Origin of the sequence: Aeromicrobium terrae (assembly GCF_008039565.1) — a bacterium.
Classification (GTDB): Bacteria; Actinomycetota; Actinomycetes; order Propionibacteriales; family Nocardioidaceae; genus Aeromicrobium; species Aeromicrobium terrae.
In genome coordinates this window covers 111,992-138,197 of record NZ_VDUX01000007.1, presented here as the reverse complement: position 1 = coordinate 138,197, position 26,206 = coordinate 111,992, and the positions used below count along the sequence as shown (strand labels likewise).

Annotated in this window: 29 protein-coding genes and 1 tRNA gene; 14 read left to right on the top strand and 16 right to left on the bottom strand. The window is 70.6% G+C overall.

Features of this window, described 5'->3' with window-relative positions; translation table 11 throughout:
- The first annotated feature begins 97 nt into the window (after window positions 1-97).
- Window positions 98-1,783 carry a sensor histidine kinase gene (locus tag FHP06_RS14125; RefSeq protein WP_147687438.1) on the top strand — a complete coding sequence of 562 codons (1,686 nt, stop codon included), beginning with the start codon at window positions 98-100 and terminating at the stop codon, window positions 1,781-1,783.
- Between the two features lie 2 nt (window positions 1,784-1,785).
- Here FHP06_RS14125 and FHP06_RS14120 read toward each other — a convergent pair whose 3' ends face one another.
- The 3 genes from FHP06_RS14120 to FHP06_RS14110 are packed head-to-tail and all read right to left on the bottom strand — an operon-like array spanning window position 1,786 to window position 5,661.
- Window positions 1,786-2,427 carry a response regulator gene (locus FHP06_RS14120; protein WP_147687437.1) on the bottom strand — a complete coding sequence of 214 codons (642 nt, stop codon included), beginning with the start codon at window positions 2,425-2,427 and terminating at the stop codon, window positions 1,786-1,788.
- 49 nt (window positions 2,428-2,476) lie between these two features.
- Window positions 2,477-5,140, bottom strand: a complete 2,664-nt coding sequence (locus tag FHP06_RS14115; protein ID WP_147687436.1) for a cation-translocating P-type ATPase — start codon at window positions 5,138-5,140, stop codon at window positions 2,477-2,479.
- Window positions 5,140-5,661 (bottom strand): universal stress protein, encoded by a 522-nt coding sequence (locus tag FHP06_RS14110; protein ID WP_187271949.1) that lies wholly within the window; start codon window positions 5,659-5,661, stop codon window positions 5,140-5,142. Before FHP06_RS14110 ends, FHP06_RS14115 begins: the two co-directional genes overlap by 1 nt.
- 176 nt (window positions 5,662-5,837) lie before the next feature.
- Here FHP06_RS14110 and FHP06_RS14105 point away from each other — a divergent pair, with 176 nt between their 5' ends.
- Window positions 5,838-6,674 carry a hypothetical protein gene (locus tag FHP06_RS14105; protein WP_147687434.1) on the top strand — a complete coding sequence of 279 codons (837 nt, stop codon included), beginning with the start codon at window positions 5,838-5,840 and terminating at the stop codon, window positions 6,672-6,674.
- On the opposite strand, the gene FHP06_RS14100 is transcribed toward FHP06_RS14105, so the two are convergent.
- The gene (locus tag FHP06_RS14100) at window positions 6,658-7,158 is read right to left on the bottom strand and encodes a pyridoxamine 5'-phosphate oxidase family protein (RefSeq protein ID WP_187271948.1); all 501 of its coding nucleotides are present in this window, start codon (window positions 7,156-7,158) and stop codon (window positions 6,658-6,660) included. The genes FHP06_RS14105 and FHP06_RS14100 overlap by 17 nt on opposite strands.
- Window positions 7,159-7,289: 131 nt before the next feature.
- Between FHP06_RS14100 and FHP06_RS14095 the strand changes: the two genes are divergently transcribed.
- The 8 genes from FHP06_RS14095 to FHP06_RS14060 all read left to right on the top strand — a co-directional run bounded on the left by FHP06_RS14095 (window position 7,290) and on the right by FHP06_RS14060 (window position 14,138).
- Complete coding sequence (locus FHP06_RS14095) at window positions 7,290-7,706, top strand: hypothetical protein (RefSeq protein WP_147687432.1); 417 nt, start codon at window positions 7,290-7,292, stop codon at window positions 7,704-7,706.
- A gap of 38 nt (window positions 7,707-7,744) precedes the next feature.
- Window positions 7,745-8,215, top strand: coding sequence for a GNAT family N-acetyltransferase (locus FHP06_RS14090; RefSeq protein ID WP_187271947.1), 471 nt, complete (start codon window positions 7,745-7,747; stop codon window positions 8,213-8,215).
- Window positions 8,208-9,053 (top strand): universal stress protein, encoded by an 846-nt coding sequence (locus FHP06_RS14085; RefSeq protein WP_147687430.1) that lies wholly within the window; start codon window positions 8,208-8,210, stop codon window positions 9,051-9,053. Before FHP06_RS14090 ends, FHP06_RS14085 begins: the two co-directional genes overlap by 8 nt.
- Window positions 9,054-9,073: 20 nt before the next feature.
- Entirely contained in the window at window positions 9,074-9,976 is a 903-nt protein-coding gene (locus FHP06_RS14080) for an ABC transporter ATP-binding protein (protein WP_147687429.1), read from the top strand.
- Entirely contained in the window at window positions 9,973-11,559 is a 1,587-nt protein-coding gene (locus tag FHP06_RS14075; RefSeq protein WP_147687428.1) for an ABC transporter permease, read from the top strand. The genes FHP06_RS14080 and FHP06_RS14075 overlap by 4 nt, the downstream gene beginning before the upstream one ends.
- 98 nt (window positions 11,560-11,657) lie before the next feature.
- Complete coding sequence (locus tag FHP06_RS14070; protein ID WP_147687427.1) at window positions 11,658-12,218, top strand: flavodoxin domain-containing protein; 561 nt, start codon at window positions 11,658-11,660, stop codon at window positions 12,216-12,218.
- The gene (locus FHP06_RS14065) at window positions 12,215-13,099 is read left to right on the top strand and encodes a universal stress protein (RefSeq protein ID WP_147687426.1); all 885 of its coding nucleotides are present in this window, start codon (window positions 12,215-12,217) and stop codon (window positions 13,097-13,099) included. Before FHP06_RS14070 ends, FHP06_RS14065 begins: the two co-directional genes overlap by 4 nt.
- A 4-nt stretch (window positions 13,100-13,103) precedes the next feature.
- Window positions 13,104-14,138 (top strand): NAD(P)-dependent alcohol dehydrogenase, encoded by a 1,035-nt coding sequence (locus FHP06_RS14060; RefSeq protein WP_147687425.1) that lies wholly within the window; start codon window positions 13,104-13,106, stop codon window positions 14,136-14,138.
- Window positions 14,139-14,142: 4 nt separating this feature from the next.
- Here the strand turns inward: FHP06_RS14060 and FHP06_RS14055 are convergent, their stop codons facing one another.
- The 9 genes from FHP06_RS14055 to FHP06_RS14015 form a co-directional block, all read right to left on the bottom strand.
- Window positions 14,143-15,393: an NRAMP family divalent metal transporter gene (locus tag FHP06_RS14055; RefSeq protein ID WP_147687424.1), complete on the bottom strand. Its 1,251-nt coding sequence runs from the start codon at window positions 15,391-15,393 to the stop codon at window positions 14,143-14,145.
- Window positions 15,390-16,193, bottom strand: coding sequence for a PRC-barrel domain-containing protein (locus tag FHP06_RS14050; RefSeq protein WP_147687423.1), 804 nt, complete (start codon window positions 16,191-16,193; stop codon window positions 15,390-15,392). Before FHP06_RS14050 ends, FHP06_RS14055 begins: the two co-directional genes overlap by 4 nt.
- A 19-nt stretch (window positions 16,194-16,212) precedes the next feature.
- Window positions 16,213-16,836, bottom strand: coding sequence for a hypothetical protein (locus FHP06_RS14045; protein ID WP_147687422.1), 624 nt, complete (start codon window positions 16,834-16,836; stop codon window positions 16,213-16,215).
- Window positions 16,833-17,237 carry a hypothetical protein gene (locus FHP06_RS14040; protein ID WP_222706489.1) on the bottom strand — a complete coding sequence of 135 codons (405 nt, stop codon included), beginning with the start codon at window positions 17,235-17,237 and terminating at the stop codon, window positions 16,833-16,835. Before FHP06_RS14040 ends, FHP06_RS14045 begins: the two co-directional genes overlap by 4 nt.
- Before the next feature lie 101 nt (window positions 17,238-17,338).
- Complete coding sequence (locus FHP06_RS14035; protein ID WP_147687421.1) at window positions 17,339-17,743, bottom strand: hypothetical protein; 405 nt, start codon at window positions 17,741-17,743, stop codon at window positions 17,339-17,341.
- Window positions 17,743-17,834: transfer RNA gene (locus FHP06_RS14030), tRNA-Ser, on the bottom strand. Before FHP06_RS14030 ends, FHP06_RS14035 begins: the two co-directional genes overlap by 1 nt.
- 20 nt (window positions 17,835-17,854) lie before the next feature.
- Window positions 17,855-18,904 (bottom strand): hypothetical protein, encoded by a 1,050-nt coding sequence (locus FHP06_RS14025; RefSeq protein ID WP_147687420.1) that lies wholly within the window; start codon window positions 18,902-18,904, stop codon window positions 17,855-17,857.
- Window positions 18,898-19,677 carry a carbon-nitrogen hydrolase family protein gene (locus tag FHP06_RS14020; RefSeq protein WP_147687419.1) on the bottom strand — a complete coding sequence of 260 codons (780 nt, stop codon included), beginning with the start codon at window positions 19,675-19,677 and terminating at the stop codon, window positions 18,898-18,900. The genes FHP06_RS14025 and FHP06_RS14020 overlap by 7 nt, the downstream gene beginning before the upstream one ends.
- 42 nt (window positions 19,678-19,719) lie before the next feature.
- A complete protein-coding gene (locus FHP06_RS14015) occupies window positions 19,720-20,085 on the bottom strand; it encodes an antibiotic biosynthesis monooxygenase family protein (protein WP_147687418.1) in 366 nt (121 codons plus the stop codon).
- Between the two features lie 82 nt (window positions 20,086-20,167).
- On the opposite strand from FHP06_RS14015, the gene FHP06_RS14010 reads away from it, so the two are divergent.
- Window positions 20,168-20,785 (top strand): TetR/AcrR family transcriptional regulator, encoded by a 618-nt coding sequence (locus FHP06_RS14010; RefSeq protein ID WP_147687417.1) that lies wholly within the window; start codon window positions 20,168-20,170, stop codon window positions 20,783-20,785.
- A gap of 9 nt (window positions 20,786-20,794) precedes the next feature.
- The gene (locus FHP06_RS14005; protein WP_147687416.1) at window positions 20,795-21,775 is read left to right on the top strand and encodes an NAD(P)H-quinone oxidoreductase; all 981 of its coding nucleotides are present in this window, start codon (window positions 20,795-20,797) and stop codon (window positions 21,773-21,775) included.
- On the opposite strand, the gene FHP06_RS14000 is transcribed toward FHP06_RS14005, so the two are convergent.
- Window positions 21,756-22,799, bottom strand: a complete 1,044-nt coding sequence (locus FHP06_RS14000; protein WP_187271945.1) for an acyltransferase family protein — start codon at window positions 22,797-22,799, stop codon at window positions 21,756-21,758. The two genes, FHP06_RS14005 and FHP06_RS14000, sit on opposite strands and share 20 nt — an antisense overlap.
- Before the next feature lie 97 nt (window positions 22,800-22,896).
- On the opposite strand from FHP06_RS14000, the gene FHP06_RS13995 reads away from it, so the two are divergent.
- Window positions 22,897-23,403: a bacterial proteasome activator family protein gene (locus FHP06_RS13995; RefSeq protein WP_147687414.1), complete on the top strand. Its 507-nt coding sequence runs from the start codon at window positions 22,897-22,899 to the stop codon at window positions 23,401-23,403.
- Between the two features lie 77 nt (window positions 23,404-23,480).
- Window positions 23,481-23,984 (top strand): helix-turn-helix domain-containing protein, encoded by a 504-nt coding sequence (locus FHP06_RS13990; protein ID WP_147687413.1) that lies wholly within the window; start codon window positions 23,481-23,483, stop codon window positions 23,982-23,984.
- Window positions 23,985-24,118: 134 nt separating this feature from the next.
- On the opposite strand, the gene FHP06_RS13985 is transcribed toward FHP06_RS13990, so the two are convergent.
- Together FHP06_RS13985 and serS are read right to left on the bottom strand one after the other, a co-directional pair.
- Window positions 24,119-24,901 (bottom strand): HAD family hydrolase, encoded by a 783-nt coding sequence (locus FHP06_RS13985; RefSeq protein ID WP_147687412.1) that lies wholly within the window; start codon window positions 24,899-24,901, stop codon window positions 24,119-24,121.
- Window positions 24,898-26,166, bottom strand: a complete 1,269-nt coding sequence (gene serS, locus FHP06_RS13980) for a serine--tRNA ligase (protein ID WP_147687411.1) — start codon at window positions 26,164-26,166, stop codon at window positions 24,898-24,900. Before serS ends, FHP06_RS13985 begins: the two co-directional genes overlap by 4 nt.
- Window positions 26,167-26,206: the final 40 nt, after the last annotated feature.

Sequence of the window (26,206 nt, the reverse complement as noted above, 5' to 3'; positions counted from 1 at the left end):
GCGGTGACGAAGGTCCCTAGAGCGCGCGAACGTCTTTCCTTCCGTCCGCCACCACACGGGAGTAGCGTCTTCGCGGGGAGTTTCTTGGGAGGGGCACGTGAACGACGCCGAACCGGGAGCCGCTGGGCCGATCCTGGAGTTCGAGGCGCTGCTGAAGCAGTTCGTCGAGCGTGCCCAGGACACGATGGCCTCCCACTCCCGCCTGCGTGACCTCATCCGGGTCAACAACGACCTGACCAGCAACCTCGACCTCCCTACGGTCCTGCGCCGGATCGTCGAGATCGGTCTTGAGCTGGTCGGCGCGCGGTACGGAGCGATGGGCGTCATCGGGGACGAGCGGCGGCTCGAGCAGTTCATCCACGTGGGCATGGAGGAGGAGATCGTCGCGCAGATCGACCACCTGCCCGAGGGCAAGGGGCTGCTGGGCGCCCTGATCGACGACCCGCAGCCGGTGCGCCTGGCCGTCATCTCATCGGACGCCCGTTCCAGCGGCTTCCCTGCACACCACCCGCCGATGGAGAGCTTCATCGGCGTCCCCATCCGCGTCCGCGACAAGGTGTTCGGCAACCTCTACCTGACCGACAGCAAGAACGGCGAGTTCTCCGTCGACGACGAGGAGCTCGCCCAGGCCTTGGCCGCCACGGCCGGCATCGCCATCGAGAACGCGCGCCTGTTCGAGGATGCCGAGTACCGCGCCCGCTGGTCGACCGCGCTCGTCGACGTGTCCCGTCGACTCATCACGGCCGACGAGACCGACGAGCTGGACACGCTGATCGAGCAGCTCCGCGAGCTCGCCCAGGCCGATCTGGTCTCGGTGTCCCTGGTCTCCGCCGATCGCGAGCACATGGTGGTTGAGCGGGCGACGGGTCTCGGCGCCGACACTTTGACCGGGATGTCCTTCGCGATCGCCGCGTCCTCGGCCGCCGAGGCGATCCGATCCGGCGAACCGAGCATCGTCACGGACGTCAGCGCCTACGAGGCCGACGGCTTCGAGGAGCACTCGCTGCTCGGCAACGCCATGGTCATCCCGTTCAGTGCGGGCGAGACGTTGTCCGGCGTCGTGGGCGTGGCGAGGAAGCGCGACAGCATGCCCTTCGCGGCCCGCGACCTCGACATGGGGGTCTCGTTCGCCGGTCACGTGAGCGTGGCGCTCGACCGCTACGAGGCGCGCCTGACCCGCCGGCGCGTGGCACTGCTCGAGGACCGGTCCCGCATCGCCCGCGACCTGCACGACCACGTCATCCAGCGGCTCTTCGCGACCGGTCTCAACCTGCAGGCCACCGCGGCGGCCGCGGACGAGGCGACGGCCACCAAGATCATGGACCAGATCCAGGAGCTCGACGGCGCCATCGCCCAGATCCGGCAAAGCATCTTCGCCATGCGTCAGGACTCGGAGGCGACGTCGACCAGCCTGCGCGCCCGCATCCTGGAGATCGTCGATCGCTCCGGCGACCAGCTGCCGTCGAAGCCGCGGGTCTCCTTCCTCGGGCCCGTCGACCTCATGGCCGACGCCGCGCTCACCGACGACGTCGCGGCCGTGGTCACCGAGACGTTGTCGAACGCGGTGCGCCACGCCCAGGCCCAGCACGTGGACATCACCGTCTCGGCCGCTGCCGGACGCGTGACGATCGAGGTCATGGACGACGGGGTGGGACCGGGCGAATCACCCCGCCTGAGTGGTCTGGCCAACCTGCGCGACCGGTCCGACGCACGAGGCGGACTCTTCGAGGTCACCCAGGGCTCGAGCGGCGGGACGCGGGTGACCTGGTCGGTGCCGGCCTGACGTCATTCCCTCTCGAGCATCTTGCTGGCGAAGACGGCCGCCTGCGTCCGTCGCTCCAGCCCGAGCTTGGCCAGCACGTTCGACATGTAGTTCTTGACCGTCTTCTCGGCAAGGAACAGCCGCTCGCCGATCTGCCGGTTCGTCAGGCCCTCCGCGACGAGCTCGAGGATCCTGCGCTCCTGCGCGGTGAGCGACTTCAGCTCCTCCGGCTCGTCCGGCTCGCCGTTGCGGAGCCGCTCCATCACCTTGGCCGTGATGCTGGGATCGAGCAGAGACCCACCCGCTGCCACGTGGTGGACGGCGGAGACGAGGTCCTGCCCGGTGACCTGCTTGAGGACGTATCCCGCTGCGCCGGCCATGATCGCGGCGAACAGCGCCTCGTCGTCGTCGTACGACGTCAGGATGATCGCCTTCGTCTCGGGCCGGCTGGACCGGATCTCCCGACAGACGTCGATGCCGCTGCCGTCGGGCAGTCGGGCGTCGAGGATGGCCACGTCGGGCTTGAGCGCCGGGATGCGGGCCAGGGCTGCCGCCGCGGTCCCGACGTCGCCGACCACCTCGATGTCGCCGCTGCTCTCCAGCAGGTGCTTCAGTCCGGTGCGGACGACCTCGTGGTCGTCGAGCAGGAAGACGCGAGTGGTCATGGTTGCTCCTTCGTGCGCCGTGGGCGCCTCTGTCGTATCAAAGCACGGGTCATGGCCAGAACCTCCGGACACGACGCCGTCGTGCCGCGCGCCAGAGCTCGTCGACGCCCCAGACGATCACCGGGAAGGTGAGCAGCGGGAGGATGTCCGTCAGGGACAGAGCAGCGGTGCCGAACGCCTCCTGGGCGGCTGGCAGGTAGACGACGCCTGCCGTCACGACGAGCTCGAAGGCGATGCCCCACAGCAACGGGCGGTTCGAGAGGACGCCGATGTCACGCAACGACGCCCACGACGTCCGGGCCGCGAACGCCGTGCCCACCTGGCACAGGACGATCCCGAGGAAGGTGATCGTGGTGGCCTCCCGGTACGTCTGGTGGAGCGGCGAGCCAGGACCGGTGTCCATACCGGGTGACCAGCCACCAAGGTGGAGGTGAAGGAGGTAGGCGCCCCCGGTCAAGACGGCAGACACCCCTCCCAGAAGCAGCCACGACCTGATGAGCAGACCCTTCGTGATGATGTGCTCCGACGGCGCGCGCGGCGGGCGTTCCATGGCACCGGGTTCGGCCCTCTCCTGACCAAGCGCGAGTGCCGGGAGAGTCTCGGTGCCGAGGTCCACGGCCAGGATCTGCATGCCCGTGATGCCGAGCGGGACGGCGCCACCGGAGAGTGCGAACACGATGAACGGCACGACCTCCGGGATGGCGTGCGCGAACACGTAGACGATGAACTTCCGGATGTTCGCGTACACCTGACGGCCGGACTCGATCGCCGTGACGATCGTGGCGAAGTCGTCGTCGGCGAGGACCATGCTTGCGGCCTCGCGAGCCACGTCGGTGCCGCCACGGCCCATGGCGATGCCGATGTCGGCGTACCTCAGGGCCGGCGCATCGTTGACCCCGTCACCGGTCATCGCGAAGACCGAGCCGGTGGCCCGGACGGCCCGGGCGATGCGCAGCTTGTCCTGCGGGGACGATCGCGCGAAGACGACCTCGCCCTCCTGCACCGTGGCTCGCAGCTCCTCGTCGGTCATCGCGCTCAAGGCGTCGCCGTCGACGACTCGCGTGGTCGCGATGCCGACCTCTCGTGCCACCGCGGCCGCGGTGCTGGGGTGGTCGCCGGTGATCATGTGCACCCTGATGCCCGCGGTGTGGCAGCGGGCGACGGCGTCCTTGGCGTCGACGCGCGGCGGGTCCATGAGACCGACGAGCCCGGCGAACCGCAGATCCGTCTCGTCGACGCTGCGCTCGGCACCCGCCATGTCGGTCGGCTTCGTCGCCAGGGCAAGGACCCGGCAGCCCGACGCGGCGAGCGCCTCGGCGGCTGCCGTGATCGCGTCGCGGTCGCCCTGCTGAAGCGGGGAACCGTCCGGGAGGTCGGCGCACCGCGGCAGGACCGCTTCCAGGGCGCCCTTGGTCAGGACCTCGAGCACCCCGTCGGTCCGTGCGACCACGGACATCCGCCGGAGGCCGGCGTCGAACCGGTGCCGCGTGACGATCTGCGCGTCCCGCTCCACGAGGTCGAACGGTCCCGTGAGCACCTGGGCGTGCTCCACCAGCGCGATCTCGGTCGGGTCTCCGAGCAGGGCTTCGTCCTCCTGGTGCACGGAGTGGCACCACCCCATCACCCGGGCAGCCGCTGCAGTGTCGGTACCGGGGGGCGTCCAGAGCCGACGCACGGTCATGCGGTTCTGAGTCAGGGTCCCGGTCTTGTCCGTGCAGATGGTCGATGTCGAGCCGAGCGTCTCGACGGCGGAGAGCCGCTTGAGGACGGCCCCATGACGCGCGAGCCGCCGCACGCCGCCCGCCAGCGCCAGCGTGATCGTCGGCAGCAGGCCTTCGGGGACGTTCGCGATGAGCAGGCCGATCGCGAACACCGTGGCCGCCTTCCACGACAGGCCGGCCAGGATGCCCACGGGCAGGAAGACCATGCCGATCGCGACGGCGATCACCGAGATCACCCACGCCACGCGCCGGACCTGCCGCTCCAGGGGACTGGGTTCCGGCCTGATGCCGGACGTCAGCCGCGCGACCTCCCCGATCTGGGTGCGCTCACCGGTGGCGAACACGACGGCCTTGACGTCTCCGGCGACGACCGACGTCCCACGCAGGATCAGCTGCGGGGCCTGCAAGAGGGGTCCCACGACGGGGTCGGCAACCGGGACTCGCTCGACCGTCGCCGACTCCCCCGTCAGCATGGAGGCGTCGACGCTCGCGCCACCGTCGACGATCCGCGCGTCGGCCGGTGCCTGATCACCCTCGCCGACGATGATGACGTCGCCCGGGACCAGGTCGGACGCCGGGACAGCCGTGAAACGTCCGTCCCGACACACCCGCGCCTGCGGCGGCAGGGCGTCCTTGATCGCGTCGACGGCGTGCTCCGCCTGGCTCTCCTGGACGAAGGCGAACGCGGCGTTGATCCCGAGGACCACGACGATCGCGACGGCGAGCGTGGTCTCGTGCGTCAGTGCTGCGAGGGCGGCGGCGGCCCAGAGCAGGATCGCCAACGGGTGCACGAGCTGGGCCACCAGCACGCTGACCCAGGACGAGCGCTCGGCGTCGGGGAGGTCGTTCGGTCCGACTGCCTGGAGGGCGACCGTCGCCTCGCGGGACGTGAGGCCGCTCCAGGTCCGGCCCGGCAGCAAGGTCTCGAAGGCGAGTGCCGCACCGTCGGGATCTGCGGGTGCACGACCGGTCTCGGCGGTGGTCGTCGACATCAGCGGTCGAGGTGGAGCTCGCTGGCGAGCGCTGCCTCGAGACGCTGCTCCTCGTCCACCTCGGCCGCAGTGGCGGCGGCCTGAGGATTGACGACGAGAACCGGGCACCGCGCGTGGCTGGCGAGCCGGCCGCTCACCGAACCGAGCAGGAGACGCGAGACTCCGCCACTGCCGCGCCTGCCGACGACGGCCATCGTGGCCGTGCCGGACGCCAGGACGAGCTGGCCCGCCGGGTCCCCATTGACCACTGCGGTCTCGATCGGGACGTCAGGGTGCTCCTCGCGGACCGGCTCGACGTCACGCTCCAGGTTCTTGCGCGCCTCGGCCGCGTACTCGTCGAGCGGCGGGACGTACCCGAACTCCGCGTTGGCGGGACGCCCCATGGTCGTCACCTGCCAGGCGCGCACGACCGTGACGTGGGTCTTCAGCGCGCGGGCGATCCGCACCGCCTCCTCCAGTGCTGCGTGCGCGTCCTTCGATCCGTCGTGTCCGACGAGGACGCCACCGCCGACGTCGATCATGATGAGCTCCTTCGCTCGTGCTGACTTCTCCTCGAGCATCGCCACCGGAGCCGTCCCAGGTCAGAGGACGGAGTCCGTGATCGGGGGGCCGAAGGTCCCCAGGGCAACAGGGACACCGACTCTCGTGCGAGCCCCCCGTCGACCGAGACGCTGGTTGCCAAGAAGGAGGCGCACCCATGCACGTCGGAGCCACCACATCCCAGCCTGCGACGACCCGAGGCTTTCGCATCGCCACCCAGGCTGCGGCGGAAGGCGCGATGTTCGCCGCGCTAGCGGCCCTGATCGACCGAGTGGGGGTGTACGGCTCCGAGACCGAGGAGCTGGCGGACGCTGCCATGGCGCAGGACGTCATCACTGCTGTGATCGCGGTGCCGGCGCTGGCTGTGGCATCGCGCCGCGCTGCTCTCGGCTCCGCCCGCGCGCACCTTGTCTCGGTCGGAATCCTGGCGTTCCTGGCGTACAACTACGCGATCTACTGCTTCTCGGTCACCTTCGGACCGCTGTTCCTCTTCTGGACAGCACTGCTGGGGCTGACGACTGTGCTCAGCGTCATCGGGCTGTGGCGCGCAGAACGTCTGCACATGGAGCGCCTCGTCCAACCAGGGCTGCTGCCGTCCATCGTCCTGTGCACAGTGGCTGTCCTGTTCGCCACCCTCTGGCTCCTGGAGATAGTGCCGGACCTCCACGACGGCACGGGCTCGACGAGCGCGCAGCAGTGGGAGGTCCCGACGAACCCCGTGCACGTGCTGGACCTGGCGTTCGCCCTCCCCCTGGCGTTCCTGGCCGGTTGGGGCATGCGCGCGCGACGCCGGTGGGCTGTCCTGCTAGCCCCGGTGATGCTCAGCTTCTTCGTCGTGATGTCCCTCCCGATCGTCGCAACCCCCTTCGTCGCTGCGCTGCGCGGGCACGCCGTCGCATGGGGTGTCGTCCTCCCCATCACGTCGATCGCCATCCTGTGCGCGATCGCGCTGATTCAGTGCTTGAGGGTGCCGACCGTCACGACGGATCGCTAGGCAGAGGACCCGCGACATCGGCGTCAATGATGCTCGGCGTCCGGCGCGGGCTGCGGCGCATGGCGACCTTGCGCCCGCTGATCTGGCGAGGCGTCAGGACGATCATGAGCGGCCGCTCGCCTGGCGCCCACGGGCCCAGGCGTCCTGTGCTCCTGAGTGCGCGCTCCGCCTCGGTGATGCCGGCGACTCGCGCCGTGCACTTCACCAGGACGTTCCATCCGGACTGGTTCAGGTCGTCGTGATAGTCGACCTCGAACGCGACGTCGTCAAATCCCTCTGAGAGGGACGCGATGGTCGAGCCCGGCTCGGTGCGTACATAGATCCGTCGGTCGAGCTCGATGAAGTTGACCGGCAAGATCACGATGCCGTCGTCCGTCGCGAACGCGAGCCGCCCGACCGTCGTCGTGCTGAGAAGCCTCCAGCAGCGGTGCTCGGGGATTGAGGACATCGTGGAGACGCCCGGAGAGCGGGTGGTCGGAATCATGCGACCCATCGTGGTGCTCGACGACGCTCCGGACCACGGCCGAAGGTCCCGTCACTGCCGGGACCAGGGGCATTCGCATCGAGGCGCATCGGCACTGGGTGCGTCGTGGCTCCCAGCCCGACGATCGACACATGACCAACGACCTCACCGTCACGGTGGCGCTACCCCCGCGGGGTCGCGAGGAAGCGACCCTGCGCGTGGCTGCCGAACATCACCCGAGCGTGTTGCGCATCGTCGCCGCGGTCCCCGCCCCGAACTTCCACGAACCACACCCGCTCGACCGCTTCTTGCTGCGCCGGGGGCGCGCGCTCGAGCGGCTCGCGGACGTGGCGAGGCTCGCCTGTGGTTTCGTCGGGCCCGAGACCCGCGTCGAGTGCGAGCTCATCCGCGGTTCGCTCTCCAGCCTCGCTGGTCGTCGCACGGACCCCCATGACGTTTTGCTGGTCCCGGCGCGAGAGTCCTCCGATCCGGCGGTGTGGAAGTCGTCCCGGTCGACCGGCCTCGAGAGGCTGGCTCCGCCGCCACGACCGATGGTGGCCGCAGGATGAGCCCCGCCGCTCTCACGACCGTCAGCCAACCCGCTCGGGTGGACGTCTGCGTCCGCCTGATGCGTGCTGAGGATCTCGACCGGGTCGCGGATCTCTACTGCGAGGCCGCCACCGAAGACATCCACGACCGCTTCTTCACCATCGGCAGACACATCGTCGAGACACACCTGGCGGACCTCGCGTCGGTGGACGGGCCCCGATGCCTCGTCGCCGTCGGCCACGATGACCAGATCGTTGGCGTCGTGGAGATGGCCTCAGTGGGCGACCACGCCGAAGAAGTCGCTCTCCTCGTCGCGAGCAGCCTGCACCACCACGGTGTCGGAACCACGCTGTTGGCCGCAGCCGTCGAAGACGCGCGCGCTCGTGGGGTGTGCCTGCTCGTGGCCGAGGTGCTGGCTTCCAACCACCTGATGCTGGACGTGTTCGCCAACGCCGGCGCCACACTCGCCCGGGACGGCGGCGAGGTCACGGTGACCTTGCCCATCACGCAGGGAGACGTCCATGCGTGACGCTGCGCCGGTCGTGGCCGGCATCGCCCACAAGGATCGTGCAGTACTCGAGCTCGCGCTGGACGAGGCCGAACGGTCCCACGCCCCGTTGCACCTCGTCCACACCTACGTCGTGGCGCCCACGGCTTTCGGCTCGCTCTACGGGCTCGACATCCCGGCGATGTTCCGGGAGTCCGCCGAAGAGGTGATGAGCGAGGCGAAGGCACTCCTGGACGATCGTCACCCCGCCGTGCCGGTGGAAACATCCGTCGTGCGGGGCACGGCGCCCGACACGCTGGAGCGACTCAGCCGGTCCGCACGTCTCATCGTCATCGGCCCGGATCTCGAGAAGCCCTGGCCCTTGCGGTTGTTCGAGGGACGCACCGCGCGTCATCTCGTGCGCCACGCGGCCGGCCCGGTGGCCATCGTCCCGAGCACGTGGTCGCTGCACCCGGACGAGCGGCCCGTGGTCGTCCTCCTCGACGGCATCAGTCTTCCCGATGGACCGCTGCACAACGCCTGCGAGACGGCCAAGCTGCACGGCCGACGCGTGCGCCTGGTCCAGGTCGACCCACCACTCGCCAGCGTCGCCGAGCTGGAGCAGCACGAGGAGCGGTTCGCCGACCAGCTCGAGCGTTGGCGCATCATGCACCCCGATGTCCGGTTCGAGCACCGAGAGCTGACCGGCGACGCAGCGAACGTCGCGGAGGTCTCGGAACTCGGCGCCTCGGTCCTCGTCGTCAGTCGCTCGCTCACCCGCCCCCACGCGTGGTCCACCTCGTCGACCGCCCGCGCCATCGCCCAGTCGGCGACCTGTCCGGTCGTCGTCGTGCCGCCGACCTACGGCACCGAGAGCTGAGACCAGAGATGTCGAGCGGTATGGATCCCGTCGTCGAGGTCGCCGGCCTGGTGAAGCGTTTCGGGCGCCTGCGGGCGCTCGACGACCTCGACCTGGTCGTCACCCGCGGGCAGGTGCACGGGTTCCTCGGACCCAACGGCGCGGGCAAGTCGACGACGATCCGTGCGCTGCTCGGACTCATCCGTGTCAACGCCGGCAGCGCCACCGTCTTCGGGCTCGACCCGTGGCGTGATGCCGTCGCCATCCACCGGCGCCTCGCCTACGTCCCGGGCGACGTCGCCCTGTGGCCGAACCTGACCGGTGGCGAGATCATCGACCTCTTCATCCGCCTGCGCGGCGCCGACCCGCAGCGGTCTCGCCGGGCCGAGCTGATCGACCGGTTCGAGCTGGACCCGACCACGAAGGGACGGGCCTACTCCAAGGGCAACCGGCAGAAGGTGGCGCTCGTCGCGGCCTTCGCCACCGACCCGGAGCTGCTGGTCCTCGACGAGCCGACCGCCGGCCTCGACCCCTTGATGGAGCAGGAGTTCAACGACTGCGTCGCCGAGCATGTTCGACGCGGCGCGACGGTGCTGCTGTCGAGCCACATCCTGAGCGAGGTGGAGCGGCTCGTCGACCACGTGACCATCGTCCGCGCCGGCCACGTCGTGGAGTCCGGTGCCCTGGCGGACCTGCGCCACTTGCGTCGCAACAGGGTGCGAGCCACGGTCAAGGAGGCCGTGCCTTCGCTCACGACCATGGCCGGCGTCTTCGACGTGCAGACCGACGGTGATGATCTGTCGTTCACGGTCGAGCCCGACGCGCTCACCCCGGTCCTGGCTGCACTCACCGGGGCGGGCGTCAGGGACCTGACGATCACGCCGCCGACGCTCGAGGACCTGTTCCTCGACGCCTACCGCCAACCGCACGACGACCGGCCATGACGGGCACCCTGCTGCTGACGCGACTGGCGCTGCGCCGGGACCGTGTCCTCGTGGCGATCTGGCTGCTGCTGCTCGTGGGGGTCTGCTACGCCTCGGCCGAGGCGACGACCTCCCTCTACCCCAGTCTCGCGGAGCGGGTGCGCGCTGCGGAGGCGATCAACTCCAGCCCGTCAATCGTGGCGCTCTACGGCCCGGTCGTCGACGTGACGAGCATCGGCGAGCTGGCGATGACGAAGCTCACCGTCCTGTACGCCGTCTTCGTGGCGGTCTTCATGGTCGTCGTCATCCGCCGGCACACCCGCACCGACGAGGAGTCGGGACTCACCGAGCTGGTCGGTGGGACCGCCGTCCGCAGCACCGCTCCGCTGGCCGCCGCCGTCCTCCTCGGCTGCGGGCTGAGCCTCGTCCTCGGCGCCCTGGCCGGTCTCGCCGACCTCGCCGGCGGTCTGCCACTCGAGGGCTCGCTCGCCTTCGGCGCCTCCTGGGCCGGCGTCGGGCTGGTCAGCGTTGGACTCACCGCGATCGCGTGCCAGCTCTCCGCCAGCTCGCGGACGTGCGCTGCGTTCTCCGCCGGCGCCATCGCCGTCCTCTACGCGTTCCGGGCGGTCGGCGACACCAGCACCGGACCGCTTCACGCCTTGCGCTGGGCCTCGCCGTTCGGCTGGTCCACCCAGCTGCGGGCCTGGTCCGAGCCGCGTTGGTGGGTTCTCGCCCTGTACGCCCTGACCGCCGTCGGACTGATCACGTCAGCAGCCCTGGTCCGCGGCCGTCGCGATCTCGGTTCCGGGCTGGTCGCGGAGCGCACCGGGCCCGCGCAGGCCTCCCCACGCCTGCGTTCCGTGCTGGCAGTGACGGTGCGAGGACACCGGGCGTCGCTGCTGATCTGGACCGTCGCCGTGGCCGCGCTGTCCGTCTTCTTCGGCACCGTGGCACCGGACATCAGCGACATGCTCGACTCCAGCAGCGCCCGGGAGATGATCGAGCGACTCGGGGGCGTCGGCGTGATCCAGGAGACTCTGCTCGCCGCCGAGCTGTCCGTGTCGGCCGTCGTCCTCACCTGCTTCGGCATCAGCGTCATCGCGCAGGCCGGCGAGGACGAACGGTCCGGGCGCACTGACGAGCTCATGGCTGCCGAGGGGTCTCGCGGCGCGATCATCGGGTCGCACCTCGTCGTGGCCCTCGCCGGTTCGCTCTGGCTCCTCGTCGTCACCGGCGTCTGCATGGGCGTGGGCTTCGGGGCGGAGGAAGGGACCCTCACGTCGAGCGTCCGCAGCCTGGTGGCGGCGGCGCTCGGCCAGGCGCCCGCCGTCTGTCTCGTCGTCCTGCTCACCGCGGTGGCGTGGTCGTGGCGCTGCACCTGGCACCACGTCGGCTGGGTGTTCTTGGCCGCCTTCGTCACCGTCGGGCAGCTCGGCGAGCTGCTCCGCCTGCCGGACTGGGTGGTCAACCTGTCCCCGTACTCGCACGCCCCCGCGATGCCGGTCGAGCCGTTCGACCCGGCAGCGGCCACGGCGCTACTGGCTCTTGGCGTCGTGGCGCTCACGGCGGCCGTCGCTCGGTTCCGGGTGCGCGACCTCGGCTGAGACCGGGACCTTCGTCCTCCGAAGTACCGCCGAGCGGCCGTGTCGGGCTGGCCGGTCCCCGACCGATCCTGAAGACCCCAGCAGCACGAGGAGCAGCCATGGGCACCACCGACACACCGGCCGAGACTTACACGTCGGTCGAGGTCCACCGCAGCCGCATCGTCGTCGCCGCCGCCTCCCGGCACGGCGCGACCGCGGAGATCGCCGACCGCATCGCCACGCGACTGCGCACCGACCTTCCCAGCTGGTCGGTGGTCCACGCCGACGTCCTCGACTGGCCCACGATCGACGACGCCGACGTCGTGATCCTCGGGAGCGCGATCTACCTCGGCCGCTGGCTGCGGCCCGCCCGCGAGGCGCTCGACCGCCTGGACCCGAGCATGGAGATCTGGTTGTTCAGCAGCGGACCCATCTCGGGTGTCGCCGGCGAGGACCGCGACCTCATCACCGCCGACCGACGCGTCAAGCCGCTCGGGGTCCGGGACCACGCCGTCTTCGGCGGGCGGCTCGACTCACGCCTGCTGTCGTTCTGGGAGCGCTGGATCGCGCGCGCCGCCAGGGCACCCGAGGGCGACCTCCGTGACTGGGCCGCCATCGACGCCTGGGCCGACAGCATCGCGCAGGAGCTCGATGCCGCCGTCACCAAGGACAAGTCATGAGCACCCGCGACACGACAGGACCCGTCCTCGTCGCGGTCGAGGCCGACCAGCCCGCGGTCGTCACCTTCGCGGCCCAGGAGGCGATCCGCAGGGGTGTTCCGCTCATCGTCCTGCACGCCTACGGGACGGCGGACGTGGTCGCCGGCGTGGTGCCGTCGCAAGCCTTGATCGCGGCTGCGGCAGAGGACGCGAAGAACGTCCTCAGCGACGCCGAGAGCGTCGTCACCCGGCTCAGCGAGCGCCCTTCAACTCACTACGTGGCCGAGCTCGGTTCCGCGGTCGAGGTCATCGACGCGTTCGTGAACGACGTGCAGCCGCAGCTGCTGGTGCTCGGGACCGACGACGTCTCGTGGTTCGAGCGAGCGTTCGGAGGTGCCGTGGCACGTCACCTCGCTCTGCACGCTGCGTGCCCCGTGGTCGTCGTGCCTCCGGTCCATGACCTGTCGACGCTCTACGGCGGCGTCTGCGTCGCCATCGAGTCCGACCACACGGCCGCGGGCCCGCTGCGCTTCGCGTTCGAGACGGCTGCGGCCCGGCACGCCACGCTGCTCGTGCTCCACGTCGTCCCCGAGGGCTTGGACACTGCCGAGACCGAGTCCGGACGGCGCGGCCTGGCCGAGGTGCTCGCCGGCTGGCGGTCGGAGTTTCCCGACGTGGTCGTCGCCACCAGGGTCGCTGCTGACGACTACGTCGTGGCGAGCCTGGCCGACCTCTCCGAGCGGTCCGAGCTCATGGTCGTCGGCCGGCCCCGTCACGCCGACCTCTTCGGCCGCGGTGTCGCGTACCGCCTCACGACGGTGGCCCAGTGTCCGCTCGTCGTCGTCGACCCCGCCTACGGAACCACCCACGCCGGCGCCGCAGGCGTTCGGTCGGCCCACTGACGTCATGCGCGCCCTGCAGTACCGCGCGATCGGGAAGCCACCCGAGGTGGTCGAGGTGCCGAAGCCGGTCCCCGGACCGGGACAGGTGCTCCTGGAGGTCACGGCCGCCGGGATCTGCCACTCGGACCTCTTCATCATGGGACTGCCCGAGGATCACTACGTCTACGGTCTGCCGCTGACCCTCGGCCACGAGGGCGCCGGTGTGGTCGCCGAGCTCGGCCCCGGCGCCGCGGGCGTGGAGGTGGGTGACGCCGTCGCCGTCTACGGCCCTTGGGGGTGCGGCCGGTGCGACGCCTGCCTGAGGGGCGCGGAGAACTACTGCACCCGCGCCGCGGCTGCCGGGATCATGCCACCTGGACTCGGCGTTCCCGGCGCGATGGCCGAGCTCATGATCGTCGACGACCCCCGGCACCTCGTGCCGATCGGTGGGCTGGATCCGGTCGAGATCGTCGCCCTGACCGACGCCGGCCTGACCCCGTACCACGCCATCAGCGGCGAGCTCAGCCACCTTGCACCGGGCAGCACCGCCGTGGTGATCGGGGCCGGCGGCCTCGGGCACCTCGCCATCCAGATCCTTCGCGCTCTCTCGGCGTGCCAGGTCATCGCCTTGGACGTGCACCAGGAGAAGCTCGACATGGCGGTCAAGGTCGGTGCTCATGAGGCCCTGCACTCCGACGCGGACGCCGCACACAAAGTCCGCCACCTCACCGGCGAGGTCGGGGCGGACGTCGTCCTCGACTTCGTCGGATCGTCCGCCACGCTCGAGACGGCGCGCACCTGCGTCCGGATCGACGGATCGATCGTCATCGTCGGGATCGGCGGCGGCGTGCTTCCCGCGGGGTTCTTCTCGACCCCGTTCGGTGTCCGGGTGCGCAACACCTATTGGGGGACTCGGCCCGAGCTCGAGGAGATCATCGCGCTGGCCCGCACGGGCCAGGTGTCCGTGGAGACCGAGCGGTTTTCGCTGGACGAGGCGTCCGAGGCCTACCGGAGACTGGGTGAGGACGACATCCGCGGTCGAGCGGTCGTCGTCCCCTGAGGCCTCAGAGCGAGATCGACAGCAACGCCGCGATGCAACCGCCGACAAGCGCGATCGTCCCGACGTGCAGGAGGGCGAGGCCCCGGCCCACGACGAAACCGCCCATCAGCTGACCGTCGCGGGAGAGCCGGTGCATGAGCACCATCAACGGCAGCAGCAGCACGGCGTTGAGCACCTGCGTGAGCACCAGCAGCGGGACGAGCGAGACACCGGGAAGAAGCACCAGGGTCGCGGCCAGGCCGACGAGACCGACGTAGGTCGAGTAGAAGTAAGGCGCCTGACGGAACCCGTCGTTCAGCGCGCCCTCGTGACCCACGTACTCGCAGACGGAGTATGCCGTGGAGAGCGGCAGGATCGCCGCCGCGAGCACGGCGGCGCCGAGCAGGCCGATCCCGAACAGCGCCCGCGCGTACGTGCCGGCCAGCGGCTCGAGCGCCTCGGCGGCATCAGCCGCGGAGTCGATCGAGACGCCTTGGACGTGCAGCGTGGCGGCGCAGGTGACGACGATGAAGAAGCCGATGACGCCGGTCAGCACCGAGCCGACGACGACGTCGATCCGCTCGTAGCGCAGGTCGCTGGTCCTCAGCTTCTTGTCGACGGCGTACGACTGGATGAAGCTCAGGCCCCACGGCGCCAGCGTCGTTCCCACGGTGGCCGTCACGACGAGGATCGCGTCCTCGGTGAGCGGCATGCGGGGTGTCACCAGTCCGCCCGCCGCCTGACCCCAGTCCGGGTGGGCGAAGAACCCCGCGGCGAGGTACGAGACGAACGCCGCGGCCAGCGCCATCAGGATGTGCTCCACCCGGTGGAAGGCGCCCTTGAGGACGAGCAACGTGACCACGGCGGCGACCAGCGGCACGGAGATGTATCGGCTGACTCCGAAGAGCTCGGAACCTGCGGCGATCCCTGCCAGCTCGGCACAGGTCGTGCCGAGGTTCGCGACGAGGAGCAGGACGAGCGCGAGAGCGCCGACCCGTACCCCGTACCGGTCGCGCACGAGCCCGATCAGGCCCTGGCTCGTGACGACACCCATGCGCACGGCGAGGGCGTGAAAGACGATCAAGGCGCACGTCGACAGCAGCAGAACCCACAGCAGCTCATACCCGTAGTCCGCGCCGAGGACGGAGTACGTCGTGATGCCCGGCGGATCGTCGTCCGACAAACCTGCGAGCAGTCCGGGTCCGACCACCGCCACGAGGGCGAGCAGCCGAACCCGCCACCCACGACCGACCGCCTCTCGCGTCGCGGACGTCATGACTCCTCACCCGTGCCATGGGGAGATCGGTGGACCCGCCACCCGGCCGTCCGTCGCGAACGACGCAACCGCGGTGACGGCTCCCCCACCAGCTCGTCGCGGAGCCGTCGACGGTGCACGGCGTGACTGGCCCGAAGGACGCGGTCCGCGTGCTCCGGGCCGATCGCGCGCAGGACGTCGGTGGCTGGCTCCGTCGGCATGCGGGTCACGACCGCGCTCAGCGTGGCGGCGTCCAGGCGACGAAGTTGTTCTGCCGCCGTGGCCAGCTGCACGCTGTGGCCCCGCGGCGAGGCCAGGTGCAGGTCCTCCCACGCGACGACTACCGGTGGCAGCCGCTCGCCGAGCCGACGAAGCCCGAGGCGCGCCAGCACGGCCCCGATGCCGAGGTCGACCGCAGCGACCCAGACGCCGTCCTCCGCGGTCTCGAGCAGCACGTCCGACACCCGCGAGAGCCGGAGCCCGGCGAGGTCGACCACCTGGCTGTCCATGACGTCACGGCCGAGCAGGATCTCCTCCTCGCTCAGCGCGCGATCGGTCAGTCCTCCGCCGCCGATCCGGTGGTCACGATCGAGAGCCTGTGCCGGGCTCGACAGTCGGACCATCCCGGCGTCGACCGTCTGCACCGACGACCACGGGACGAGGTATTCCGCTCGCCGCCGTGTGCCAACGGCGAGCCGTTCGACGCGCGGCGCTCCACCCGGCAGGCGCGCCGTGAGGTCGGCGACGACTCCGGCCCGGACCCCATCGGCCGTGACCACGGGACACCCGAGCACGCGGCTCAGCTCGAGGTGGGCAGTCATGCCTCATGCTCCCAGCGCGTTACTCGCGTGCACCAGCATGCCGACGGCGAATCTCCGCCACGACGATGGCGGCGGTGAGCGCACCGATCCAACCGAGCGCGAGATCACCCACGGTGTCGGCATACGCGTCGGGGTGCTCCGGCGACCGCGTGACGAAGGCGAAGTACTCCCAGACCTCCCAGACCAGGGACGTCGTCATGCCCACGGCCACGGATCTCTCCAGGAGTCGGCCGAGCGTCGCGCTGGTGGTCGTCAGCAGCAGGACGGCCGCAGCGACGAAGCCGGTGTTCATGACGTGCATCCAGTCGTCGAACCACCGGATCCGGTCGTAGAGGTCCAGCCGGTTTCCCAGGATGTCGGAGAAGCCGGCGAGCGTGACCAGCAGGTCGGCCGCCCACGGGTACGGCTCAGCACGGTTTCGGACCAGGTGGAGCAACGGCACCACAGCCCCGAGGCACGGATACACGATCGCTCGGGTCAGCGGCGCCTTGCCCTCCATGTGGCCCCACGCCCGATCCACGCTGACGCGCACCAGGAAGAGGACCAGGATCAACTTGGCGAGCAGGTCGATGGCTGCCACCACCTGCAGGTCCGAGCTGGGCGTGACCCTCTCCGGAGCCCGCTCCGCCCGCGCGACACTCATGATGCGCCCGCCACAGCCGGTCGGTCGTGCCGCATACCGGCGGTCAGGATCGTGATCGCCGGAACGCTCCACAGCCAGAAGCCCCACCCGAACGTCATCAGGGCGACGTGGAAGACGATCGCTGCGGCGTAGGCGACTCGACGCCACCACCCCGCCGCGAGGAACGCGAAGCCGACCGCGATCTCGCCGGCGGCGAGCAGCCCGATCCACACCTCTGGATGCGCCATGACGATGTCGCGCCAGCCGCTGCGCACGAACGGGAACAGGCCCTCGTCCGCGAAGTGTCGGTATGTCTGAGAGTCAGCGACGGTCAGCCCGATGTTGATGCCGGCCATCACCAGGTAGAACGCACCGAGATACCAGCCCCAGCCTCGCGGCGTGGTGACGGAGGCGAAGGGCACCGGCGCCTGTGCACTCGTACCGTTCACACGTCCACTCTCGTCGCTGACCGAGACGCAGGGCACCGGCGAAGGTCCCGGCGGGCCAGGACTTGTGGAAGCAGTCAGCCCTCGAAGCGTCGATACCCGTTGGCGGCGTTGAGGTGCTCGTGGACGTCGCGGAGCAGGGCGAGGCGGGAGGCGCCGGCGAAGCCGAGGGGCAGACGCTGCTCGGTCCCGTCGGTGCGGCGGAGGCGGAGGACGTCGTCGGAGAACGTGACGTCCTCGACATCGAGCCAGCGGCCGGTGGCCGACCGGGACCGGTAGCCGTCGGCGTCGAGGCGGAGGACCACCGGTGGGCGGAGGGCGAAGCGGAGAGCGACGAGCACGGCCACCGCCGCCACCACCGCGGCCAGCACGCGGAGCCAGTCGGACGCCACGAACGCGACGAACACGGCGACCGCGGACACGACGAGGCAGACGCCCACGGTGACGAGGGCGACGCTGCGGTCCAACCGATAGCTGCTCATGGCAGAGGGGGCGGGATTCGAACCCGCGGCTGACATCGCTGCCAGCGACCGCTTTCAAGGCGGTTCCGATCGGCCACTCCGGCACCCCTCCAAGGGTAGGTCCAGTGTCCCTTACTTCAGCGCGGCGAGGCGAGGCGGCTCGACGCGGCGCTGCTGTTCCACCGCGCGGGCCGCCCGGGCTGATCGATCGCGCATCGTGAGGTGCCGCGCGACGAGGCCGACGCCGAGGCCGAGGATCGCCGAGTACAGCGTCGACAGCGCGATGTAGGTGGGGAACGCGCCCGGCGAGACCAGCGACGTGGTCACGAACCCGGTGCCGAGCACGGCGAAGACGAGGATCCACCAGCCCTCGCGGTTCCTCGAGCGCATCGAGACGCCGACGACCAGCGCGGGGAACCCGATGACCACCTCGACGGGTCGTGGCACGCCGCCGAAGACCTGGCGCATCCAGATGATGAGGTCCTCGATGCCGTCGGTGATGGTCTCGGAGCCGTGCGTCCGGACGAAGCTGCTGTAGGCCACCACGATGACGACGAGCGCGGCCACACCGGCGAGGACGGCGAGGTTCTGCCGCTGCAGTCCGTGGAGGCCGGCGCCGAGGTTCCAGACGAGGATGATGGCGAGGCCGAGCGACGCGGCGAGCACCGACAGGCCGAACCGCTGGTAGGTCACCGGCGCGTTCCAGGCCGCGACGGCGACGGTGCCGCTCAGCGCCAGGCCCAGCGACAGCCCGTACTCGACGAGCACGCCAGGCAGGTTGGTGGCCGGTCTCGTGATCATCACCGCGCCCACGGCCGACAGCACGGCCGTCGTCGTGGCGGCGCCGGCGAGGAGCACGTTGGTCTCCATCACCACGGCGGCCAGCCCGAGCACGCCGGCGAGCGTCGCCCAGATGCGCATGTGACCGCCGGAGCGGTGCGTGAGCCCGACGGCGAAGACCAGCAGGAGGATCGCAGCGCCGGGCCGCTCGATCCAGGTCGGCGCGCCGATCGCGATGACCGACGTGGCCGACATCGCGGTCCCGATGGCCCAGGCGGTGAAGACGCCCGCGTTCGCGAGCCGCACCGACGCGGGCGAGACCAGACGCGGCTCACGCGTCGGGACCTCGTACTCCGGGGCGGCGGTGTCGAGGCGTCGTCGGCCGGCCGGAGCGGTCACCATGCGGATCGCATCCTTCGGTTGGCCAACGAGGGGTTCACGTCGCGGGCTCGTGCGACGTCGGCGGGGTCGAGGTCGGCCTGCAGCAGATCGTCGTCGTCACCCGCCTCAGCCACGATAGAACCCCACGCGTCGACGACGAGCGAGTGTCCGGTGTAGCGCCGTCCGCCCTGCGCCGCAGCCGCGAACGCGACCGTGTTCTCGATGGCCCGGGCGGTCAGCAGCGTCCGCCAGTGGTGCAGCTTGTGCTCGCCGGCCACCCACGCGGCGGGCAGCGCGACGAGCTCGGCGCCGGCGTCGACGACGGCGCGGGCCAGCTCGGGGAAACGGAGGTCGTAGCAGGTCATCAGCCCGACGCGCGTGCCCCCGACCTTCAGTGTCACGGGCTCGATGTCACCGGCGCGGAGCCTGTCGGACTCCTGGTACCCGAACGAGTCGTACAAATGGATCTTGCGGTACGTCGCCAGCAGGCTGCCGTCCGGACCGACGGCGACCAGGGTGTTGAACGGCAGGTCGTCGGTCTGCTCGAACATCCCGGCCACCACCACGCTGCCGAGGCGCCGGGCCTGCGCCGCGAGCAGCGAGACGAACGGACCGTCGAGCGGCTCCGCGGCCGACGCGAGGTCGTGCTGCGGGTCCCCGAAGTCGTGCATCGTGGCCTCGGGCAGGAGGACCAGGTCGGCAGCGCCGTCGAGCCCGCCGAGACGGGTCTCGACGAGCTCGCGATTGGCCGCCGAGTCCGTGCTCGACGCCAGCTGCACCAGGGCCACCTGCATCCGCCCATTGTCTCAGGAGGGTTCTGAGAACGACCTGAACTCTCAGGGCATCTCTCCCTCGGCGACGACGGTCTGGAACAGCACCGGCTCGCTCGGGAACTCCTGCCACTTCTCCTGGGAGACGAGGCGGCGGAAGTCGTCCGTCGAGTGCGCGGCGCGGAAGGCCTGCTCCGACTCCCACACGGCGACGTTGACCCAGCGATGGCTGGCCTCGTCGTTGACCGCGCGGTGCAGCCGCAGCGAGATGAAGCCCGGCTGGACGACGAAGTAGCGACTCGTCTCGTACCAGGCGGCGTGGAAGTCGTCGTCGCGCTCGGGGGCGACGACGAAGCGGTTCATCAGGGTGACGCGGCCGGCGGCCTGCTCGGCGCCGGCGGGCGCCGTCCGGTCCTCGGGGGTGATCGTCATGGGTCTTGTCCAATCTTGCACAACTGTGTATTGACTGCACGATGGTGTACTATTGAGCCGAGCCTGTCAAGAGAGTGAGCGCATGACCGACGAACCGACCGCCGCCGTCGCCGGGAAGGCCCGCCAGAAGCGCCGCACCCGCACCGCGATCCTGGCCGCCACGCAGCAGCTGCTCGCCGACGGCGCGACCCCGTCCATGGCGGAGATCGCCGAGGCGGCCGACGTCTCGCGCCGCACGCTCTACCAGCACTTCCCGACCCTCGACCAGCTGTTGCTCGACGCGATGCTCGGCGAGCTCTCCGAGCGCGAGGTCGACACCGCCATCGCCGAGGCCGACCCGGGCGGCACGGACGCGGGGAAGCGCGTCGAGGCCATGGTGCGCACCCTGTCCACGATGAGCGAGGAGACCCTGCGGCTCGGTCGCTCGATGGTGCGCCTCACCCTCGCCCAACCCCCGGCGCCGGGCCAGCGCCGCGGCCACCGACGCGTGGGCTGGATCGAGCAGGCCCTCGAGCCGCTGCGTGACGACCTGGAGCCGGTGGCCTTCGAGCGGCTCGTCTCCGCGCTGGCCATGGTGGTCGGCTGGGAGGCGCTCATCGTGCTCGACGACGTCCGCGGCCTCGACGCCGACGACCGCACGCAGACGTCGCTCTGGGCGGCACGGGCCCTGATCGACGCCGCCCTCCAGGAGACGTCGTAGCGTGCAGGCATGCGCGCAGTGGTCGTCCCGGAGCCCGGTGGAGTCGACGCCCTGAAGGTGGTGGACCGGCCGGATCCCGAGCCGGGTCCCGGGGAGGTCCAGATCGCGGTCCGCGCGGCCGGCATCAACCGGGCCGACCTGCTGCAGCGCCAGGGCTTCTACAACCCGCCGCCCGGCGCCACCGACATCCTCGGCCTGGAGTGCTCGGGTGTCGTCTCGGCGCTCGGCGACGGTGTGACCGGTTTCGACGTCGGCGACGAGGTGGCCGCCCTCCTGTCCGGCGGCGCGTACGCCGAGACGGTGGTGGCGCCGGCGGGCCAGGTCGCCCGGGTGCCGGCAGGCGTCGACCTCGTCGACGCGGCCGGCCTGATGGAGGTGGCGTGCACCGTCTGGTCGAACGTCGTCATGGTCGGCCGGCTCCAGCCCGGCGAGACGCTGCTCGCCCACGGCGGCGGCAGCGGCATCGGCACGATGGCGATCCAGGTCGCCAAGGAGCTCGGCGCCCGCGTGGCGGTCACCGTCGGCGGCCCCGAGAAGGCGGAGGTGTGCCGGCAGCTCGGTGCCGACCTCGTCATCAACTACAAGGAGCAGGACTTCGTCGAGGTGCTGAAGGATGCGGACCTCCGGCCCGACGTCGTGCTCGACATCATCGGCGCCAAGTACCTCGAGAAGAACGTGGACGTGTTGGCCACCAACGGCCGGCTCGTCGTCATCGGGCTCCAGGGCGGCACCAAGGCGGAGATCGATCTCGGCGCCCTGCTCGCCAAGCGCGCCTCGGTGTCGGCCACCGCACTGCGCGCCCGGCCGCCTGCGGAGAAGGCGGCGATCGTCGCCGCCACCGTCGAGAACGTCTGGCCGATGATCGAGGCCGGCGCCGTGCGGCCGATGATCCACACGACGTTCCCGCTCGACGAGGTGGGCGCGGCCCACCAGGTGCTCGAGGACTCCTCGAACGTCGGCAAGGTGCTGCTCACGACTTCGGCGAGCTGAGCTCCTCGTGCGGGCGCAGCGCGTCCGGGACGACGACGTCGGCCACTGTGCCGGCGGTGGTGCGCACCGCGCGGTCGAAGATCGGCAGCCGCAGGACGCTGAGCGTCGCCACCGTCATGAGCACCGCGATGCCGGACGCCGGCCACATGGCCAGGCCTGCGTGCTCGAACCAGGCCTGGGCGAAGAACACGACCGGGATGTGCAGGGCGTAGACGCCGAGGCTGCGACGACCGAGTCCCTCGACCAGGGACAGGTGCTTCGGCACCAGCGTCAGCACCGCCCACGACAGCGTCACGGCGGCGACGAGCGAGACCACGCGAGCCAGCACGGCGGTGACGTCGTTCTCGTTCATCGTGGCGGCGATCGAGTCGCCCCGGTACCAGTTCGGGTCGAGCCCGGAGAGCATCACGCCGCCCGTCACGGCAGCGCCCACCACGGCGGCGGCGAGCATGCGCAGCACACGGGTCGGCGCGGTGCGGCGCAGGACCTGCGTGCCGTAGAGCTGGCCGGCGACGAAGAACGGCCAGTAGCAGATCGCGCGCGACCACGCGCCGATGTCGGTGTCGGAGAACGGCGCGACGACCGCGGCCAGGGACACGACGAGCGCGACCGGCAAGGCCCAGTGGCCCAGGCGGCGGACGATCGGCAGCGACGCGAGCCACCACCCCATTGCCAAGAGGAACCACAGGCCGTAGACGGGATGGACGAACGTGTCGAGCGTGAGCGTGTACTGCGGCCGGATCAGCAGGTAGGCGACCTGGAGCACGGCGTACAGGCCGACCATCTGCACGACGCGGTGCACGAGGTCGCGCTCCCGCGCCGTGATTCCCGCCAGGAAGATGAACAGCGGCATGTGGAACAGGTAGAGGAACGTCAGCACGGTGCGCTGAGGCTCGTGGTCCCAGCCCGGGTAGAGCCCGCTCGGCGGACCTCCGCCGGAGGTCTCCAGGAAGTGCCCCAGGACCACCCCGGTGATGAGCAGGCCCTTGAGCACGTCGAGTCGTCGGTCACGTGTCTTCGGCATATCTCTTCCACGGTGCCACCGCCGGCTGAAAGCCGCATGAGGAGAGCGCGTGCACCGTGACCGAGCCCACGTCGCGACGCCCTCGTAGGCTGGAGGCATGACCGAGACCGAGTCCAACCCCGTCGTCGGACCCGACGGCTCGCCCGTCACGCCGGCCCGACGCGAGTCCGCCCTCTCCGACCTCGTCGAGCAGCCCGCCAAGGTCATGCGGATCGGCGGCATGATCCGCCAGCTGCTCGAGGAGGTGAAGGCGGCGCCTCTCGACGAGGCCAGCCGTGTCCGGCTCCGCGAGATCCACCAGCAGTCCATCAAGGAGCTGGAGGACGGTCTCGCCCCCGAGCTGGTGGAGGAGCTCGAGCGGCTCAGCCTCCCGTTCGAGGAGGCCGCACCGAGCGAGGGCGAGCTGCGGATCGCGCAGGCCCAGCTCGTCGGCTGGCTCGAGGGGCTGTTCCACGGCATCCAGGCCGCGCTCTACGCGCAGCAGGTCCAGGCCCAGTCGCAGTTCCAGAACATGAGGCTGGCGCTTCCGTCGTCAAACGACGACAAAGGTGACGATTCGGCTACTTCGGACGATTCGACGCACAGTGGGGGCATGTACCTCTAGAGTGTGACCAAGTGCACGGTATGGGAGTTCCGTGCACCAGTGGGAAGAGGGAGCCCATGTGGTCCACTGATAGTGCTATGCCTCCGTGCGCTGCGGCGCCGGACACGTATCTCGACGAACGTCTGAACGACCCGTCCGTCACCATGATCGGCACCGTCCGATCGCTGCACCGGCAGTGCGCCGGATGTCCGGTGATGTTCGACTGCCTGTATCGCGCGGTGGTCGAGGTCGACATCTCGGGCTACGTCGCCTGCACCACCGAGTCCGAGCGGACGGCCATGCGCCGGCAGCTCGGCATCGAGGTGGCGCAACCGAGTCTTGCGCCGTTCGGCGCACCTCGGGTCGGCGGCGGTCCGGTCAGTCACGAGGCGGTCATCGCTGCCCGGCAGGCGCACCCGAAGGACACCTGCCAGCAGCTCGCCGAACGGCTGGGGTGCTCGACGTCGACGATCAAGCGGCACCTGCGGCGTGAGCGTCAGAAGGCGGCCACGGCCGTCGACGACGCGACGTCCGAGAGCCGGCCGACGCTCGAGCAGGTGCTCGACGCGTTCGACCAGCTCTCCACGGCGCACGTGGCCTAGACCCAGTCACCGGTGGTCGAGTAGCCGCGAGGAACGAGCGGCGTATCGAGACCACGCGAGCCTTCATACCTGCGTGTGGTCTCGATACACCTCACTCGCTGGCGCTCGCGAGGCACTCGACCACCGAGCGGCGGCTAGAGGTAGCGGGACAGCTCGGCGACGAGGCCGTCGTCCTCGACGACGGCGGTCACGTCGTCGGCTGCGGCCTGCACCTCGGGCGGCGCCTGGCCCATGGCCACGCCCCGCCCGGCCCACTCGAGCATCTCGACGTCGTTGAAGCCGTCGCCGACGGCGAGCACGTCGGCGGCCGCGACGTCGAGCCGCGCGCACACCATCTCCAGGCCCGACGCCTTGGAGACGCCTTGCGGCGCGAGGTCGAGCCACGCGGTGTAGCCGATGTAGTAGTTGATGTCGTGCAGGCCGAGGCCGTCGACGAGCGACGCGAACTCGTGCGGGTCCTGGTCGACGGCGCGGATGATGACGCGGGTGACCGGCTCGGCGACGAGTGAGTCGACGTCCTCCACCGTGATGCGCCCGCTGACCTCGCCTTCGGGGAACGGCTGGCTCACCCGGTAGCCGACGCCGACCTCCTCGACGGCGACGAGGGCGTCGGGCACGTGCTCGAGCACGCGACGGACCGCCTCGGACGCGTCGAACGTGACGCTCTGCAGCACCTCGAACGGGTGATACCCGGCGACGATGGCGCCGTTGCTCGTGACGACGAGTCCGTCGTCGAGGCCGAGGCGGTCGATGACCTCCATGGCGCCAGGAGCGGCGCGGCCGGTGGCCACGACGATCTCGACGCCGGCGTCGGCGAGCGCGCGCACGCTCTCCCGGACAGCCGGGCTGAGCCCGTTGTGGTTGTCCACCAGCGTGCCGTCGACGTCCAGGGCGGCCACCCGCGGGTGGAACGTCACGTGATGGGCTCCAGGACCTCACCGATGAAGGGGTGCAGCGCGGCGGGCAGGCGCACGGAGCCGTCCGCCTGCTGGCCGTTCTCCAGCAGCGCGACGATGGTGCGCGTCATCGCGCAGAGCGTGCCGTTGAGGGTGGCCAGCGGCGAGACGGAGTCCCCCTCGCGCACGCGGATGTCGAGGCGCCGGGCCTGGAACTGCGTGCAGTTGGAGGCCGACGACACCTCGCGGTAGCGCTCCTGCGTCGGGATCCAGGCCTCGCAGTCGAACTTCCGGACGGCGGACAGGCCGAGGTCGCCGGCCGCGACGTCGATGACGCGGTACGGCAGCTCGAGCGCGTCGAGCCAGGCGCGCTCCCAGCCGAGCAGCCGCTCGTGCTCGGCGGCGGCCTCCTCGGGCGTGGTGAAGACGAACATCTCGACCTTGTCGAACCAGTGGACCCGGAAGATGCCGCGCGTGTCCTTGCCGTACGAGCCGGCCTCGCGCCGGTAGCAGGGGCTGAACCCGGCGTAGCGGCGCGGGAGCGAGTCGGCGTCGAGGATCTCGTCGGAGTGGTACGCGGCGAGCGGCACCTCGGACGTGCCGACGAGGTAGAGGTCGTCCTTTTCCAGGTGGTAGACGTCGTCGGCCGCCTGGCCGAGGAAGCCGGTGCCCTCCATGGCGCTCGGCTTCACGAGCGCCGGCGGGATCATCGGCGTGAAGCCCCACTCCGACGCCGTGTTCATGGCGAGCTGGGTGAGCGCCAGCTCGAGCCGGGCGCCTGCGCCGGTGAGGTAGTAGAACCGGGCGCCGCTGACCTTGGCGCCGCGCTCGGTGTCGATGGCGCCGAGGATGCGGCCGAGCTCGAGGTGGTCGCGCGGCTCGAAGCCCTCGGCGGCGAAGTCGCGCGGGGTGCCGACGGTGTCGAGCACGACGAAGTCGTCCTCGCCGCCCTCCGGAGCGTCGGTGGACGCGGGGTTGGGCAGCGCGCGCAGCAGGGCGTCGAACGCCTGCCCGGCCTCGGCCTGCGCGGCCTCGGCCTCCTTGACCTTCGCGCTGAGCTCCTTGGTCTGCGCGAGCAGCGCCTGCTTCTCCTCGCCCTTCGCCTTCGGGATCAGCTTGCCGAGATTCTTCTGCTCGGAGCGGACCGCCTCGAACGCGGCGATGGAGTGGCGGCGCTGCTCGTCGGCGGCGATGAGCTCGTCGACGAGATCGGGGGACGCACCCCGTCGGCGCTGGGCCTCGCGCAGGGTGTCCGGGTCGTCGCGCAGCAGCCGGGGGTCGATCACGAATCCACCTTATCTGCGCAGTCGACTAGGCTTGAGCGAC

Coding starts and splice junctions, on each gene's coding strand:
- FHP06_RS14000 (WP_187271945.1), bottom strand. CDS start 22,799: ATGCCGAAGACACGTGACCGACGACTCGACGTGCTCAAGGGCCTGCTC.
- FHP06_RS14070 (WP_147687427.1), top strand. CDS start 11,658: ATGGGCACCACCGACACACCGGCCGAGACTTACACGTCGGTCGAGGTC.
- FHP06_RS14120 (WP_147687437.1), bottom strand. CDS start 2,427: ATGACCACTCGCGTCTTCCTGCTCGACGACCACGAGGTCGTCCGCACC.
- FHP06_RS14050 (WP_147687423.1), bottom strand. CDS start 16,193: ATGACTGCCCACCTCGAGCTGAGCCGCGTGCTCGGGTGTCCCGTGGTC.
- FHP06_RS14085 (WP_147687430.1), top strand. CDS start 8,208: ATGCGTGACGCTGCGCCGGTCGTGGCCGGCATCGCCCACAAGGATCGT.
- FHP06_RS14005 (WP_147687416.1), top strand. CDS start 20,795: ATGCGCGCAGTGGTCGTCCCGGAGCCCGGTGGAGTCGACGCCCTGAAG.
- FHP06_RS14045 (WP_147687422.1), bottom strand. CDS start 16,836: ATGAGTGTCGCGCGGGCGGAGCGGGCTCCGGAGAGGGTCACGCCCAGC.
- FHP06_RS14065 (WP_147687426.1), top strand. CDS start 12,215: ATGAGCACCCGCGACACGACAGGACCCGTCCTCGTCGCGGTCGAGGCC.
- FHP06_RS14020 (WP_147687419.1), bottom strand. CDS start 19,677: ATGCAGGTGGCCCTGGTGCAGCTGGCGTCGAGCACGGACTCGGCGGCC.
- FHP06_RS14115 (WP_147687436.1), bottom strand. CDS start 5,140: ATGTCGACGACCACCGCCGAGACCGGTCGTGCACCCGCAGATCCCGAC.
- FHP06_RS14105 (WP_147687434.1), top strand. CDS start 5,838: ATGCACGTCGGAGCCACCACATCCCAGCCTGCGACGACCCGAGGCTTT.
- FHP06_RS14110 (WP_187271949.1), bottom strand. CDS start 5,661: ATGATCGACGTCGGCGGTGGCGTCCTCGTCGGACACGACGGATCGAAG.
- FHP06_RS14075 (WP_147687428.1), top strand. CDS start 9,973: ATGACGGGCACCCTGCTGCTGACGCGACTGGCGCTGCGCCGGGACCGT.
- FHP06_RS13995 (WP_147687414.1), top strand. CDS start 22,897: ATGACCGAGACCGAGTCCAACCCCGTCGTCGGACCCGACGGCTCGCCC.
- FHP06_RS14015 (WP_147687418.1), bottom strand. CDS start 20,085: ATGACGATCACCCCCGAGGACCGGACGGCGCCCGCCGGCGCCGAGCAG.
- FHP06_RS14025 (WP_147687420.1), bottom strand. CDS start 18,904: ATGGTGACCGCTCCGGCCGGCCGACGACGCCTCGACACCGCCGCCCCG.
- FHP06_RS14100 (WP_187271948.1), bottom strand. CDS start 7,158: ATGATTCCGACCACCCGCTCTCCGGGCGTCTCCACGATGTCCTCAATC.
- FHP06_RS14095 (WP_147687432.1), top strand. CDS start 7,290: ATGACCAACGACCTCACCGTCACGGTGGCGCTACCCCCGCGGGGTCGC.
- FHP06_RS14035 (WP_147687421.1), bottom strand. CDS start 17,743: ATGAGCAGCTATCGGTTGGACCGCAGCGTCGCCCTCGTCACCGTGGGC.
- FHP06_RS14080 (WP_147687429.1), top strand. CDS start 9,074: ATGGATCCCGTCGTCGAGGTCGCCGGCCTGGTGAAGCGTTTCGGGCGC.
- FHP06_RS14060 (WP_147687425.1), top strand. CDS start 13,104: ATGCGCGCCCTGCAGTACCGCGCGATCGGGAAGCCACCCGAGGTGGTC.
- FHP06_RS13990 (WP_147687413.1), top strand. CDS start 23,481: ATGCCTCCGTGCGCTGCGGCGCCGGACACGTATCTCGACGAACGTCTG.
- FHP06_RS14055 (WP_147687424.1), bottom strand. CDS start 15,393: ATGACGTCCGCGACGCGAGAGGCGGTCGGTCGTGGGTGGCGGGTTCGG.
- FHP06_RS14010 (WP_147687417.1), top strand. CDS start 20,168: ATGACCGACGAACCGACCGCCGCCGTCGCCGGGAAGGCCCGCCAGAAG.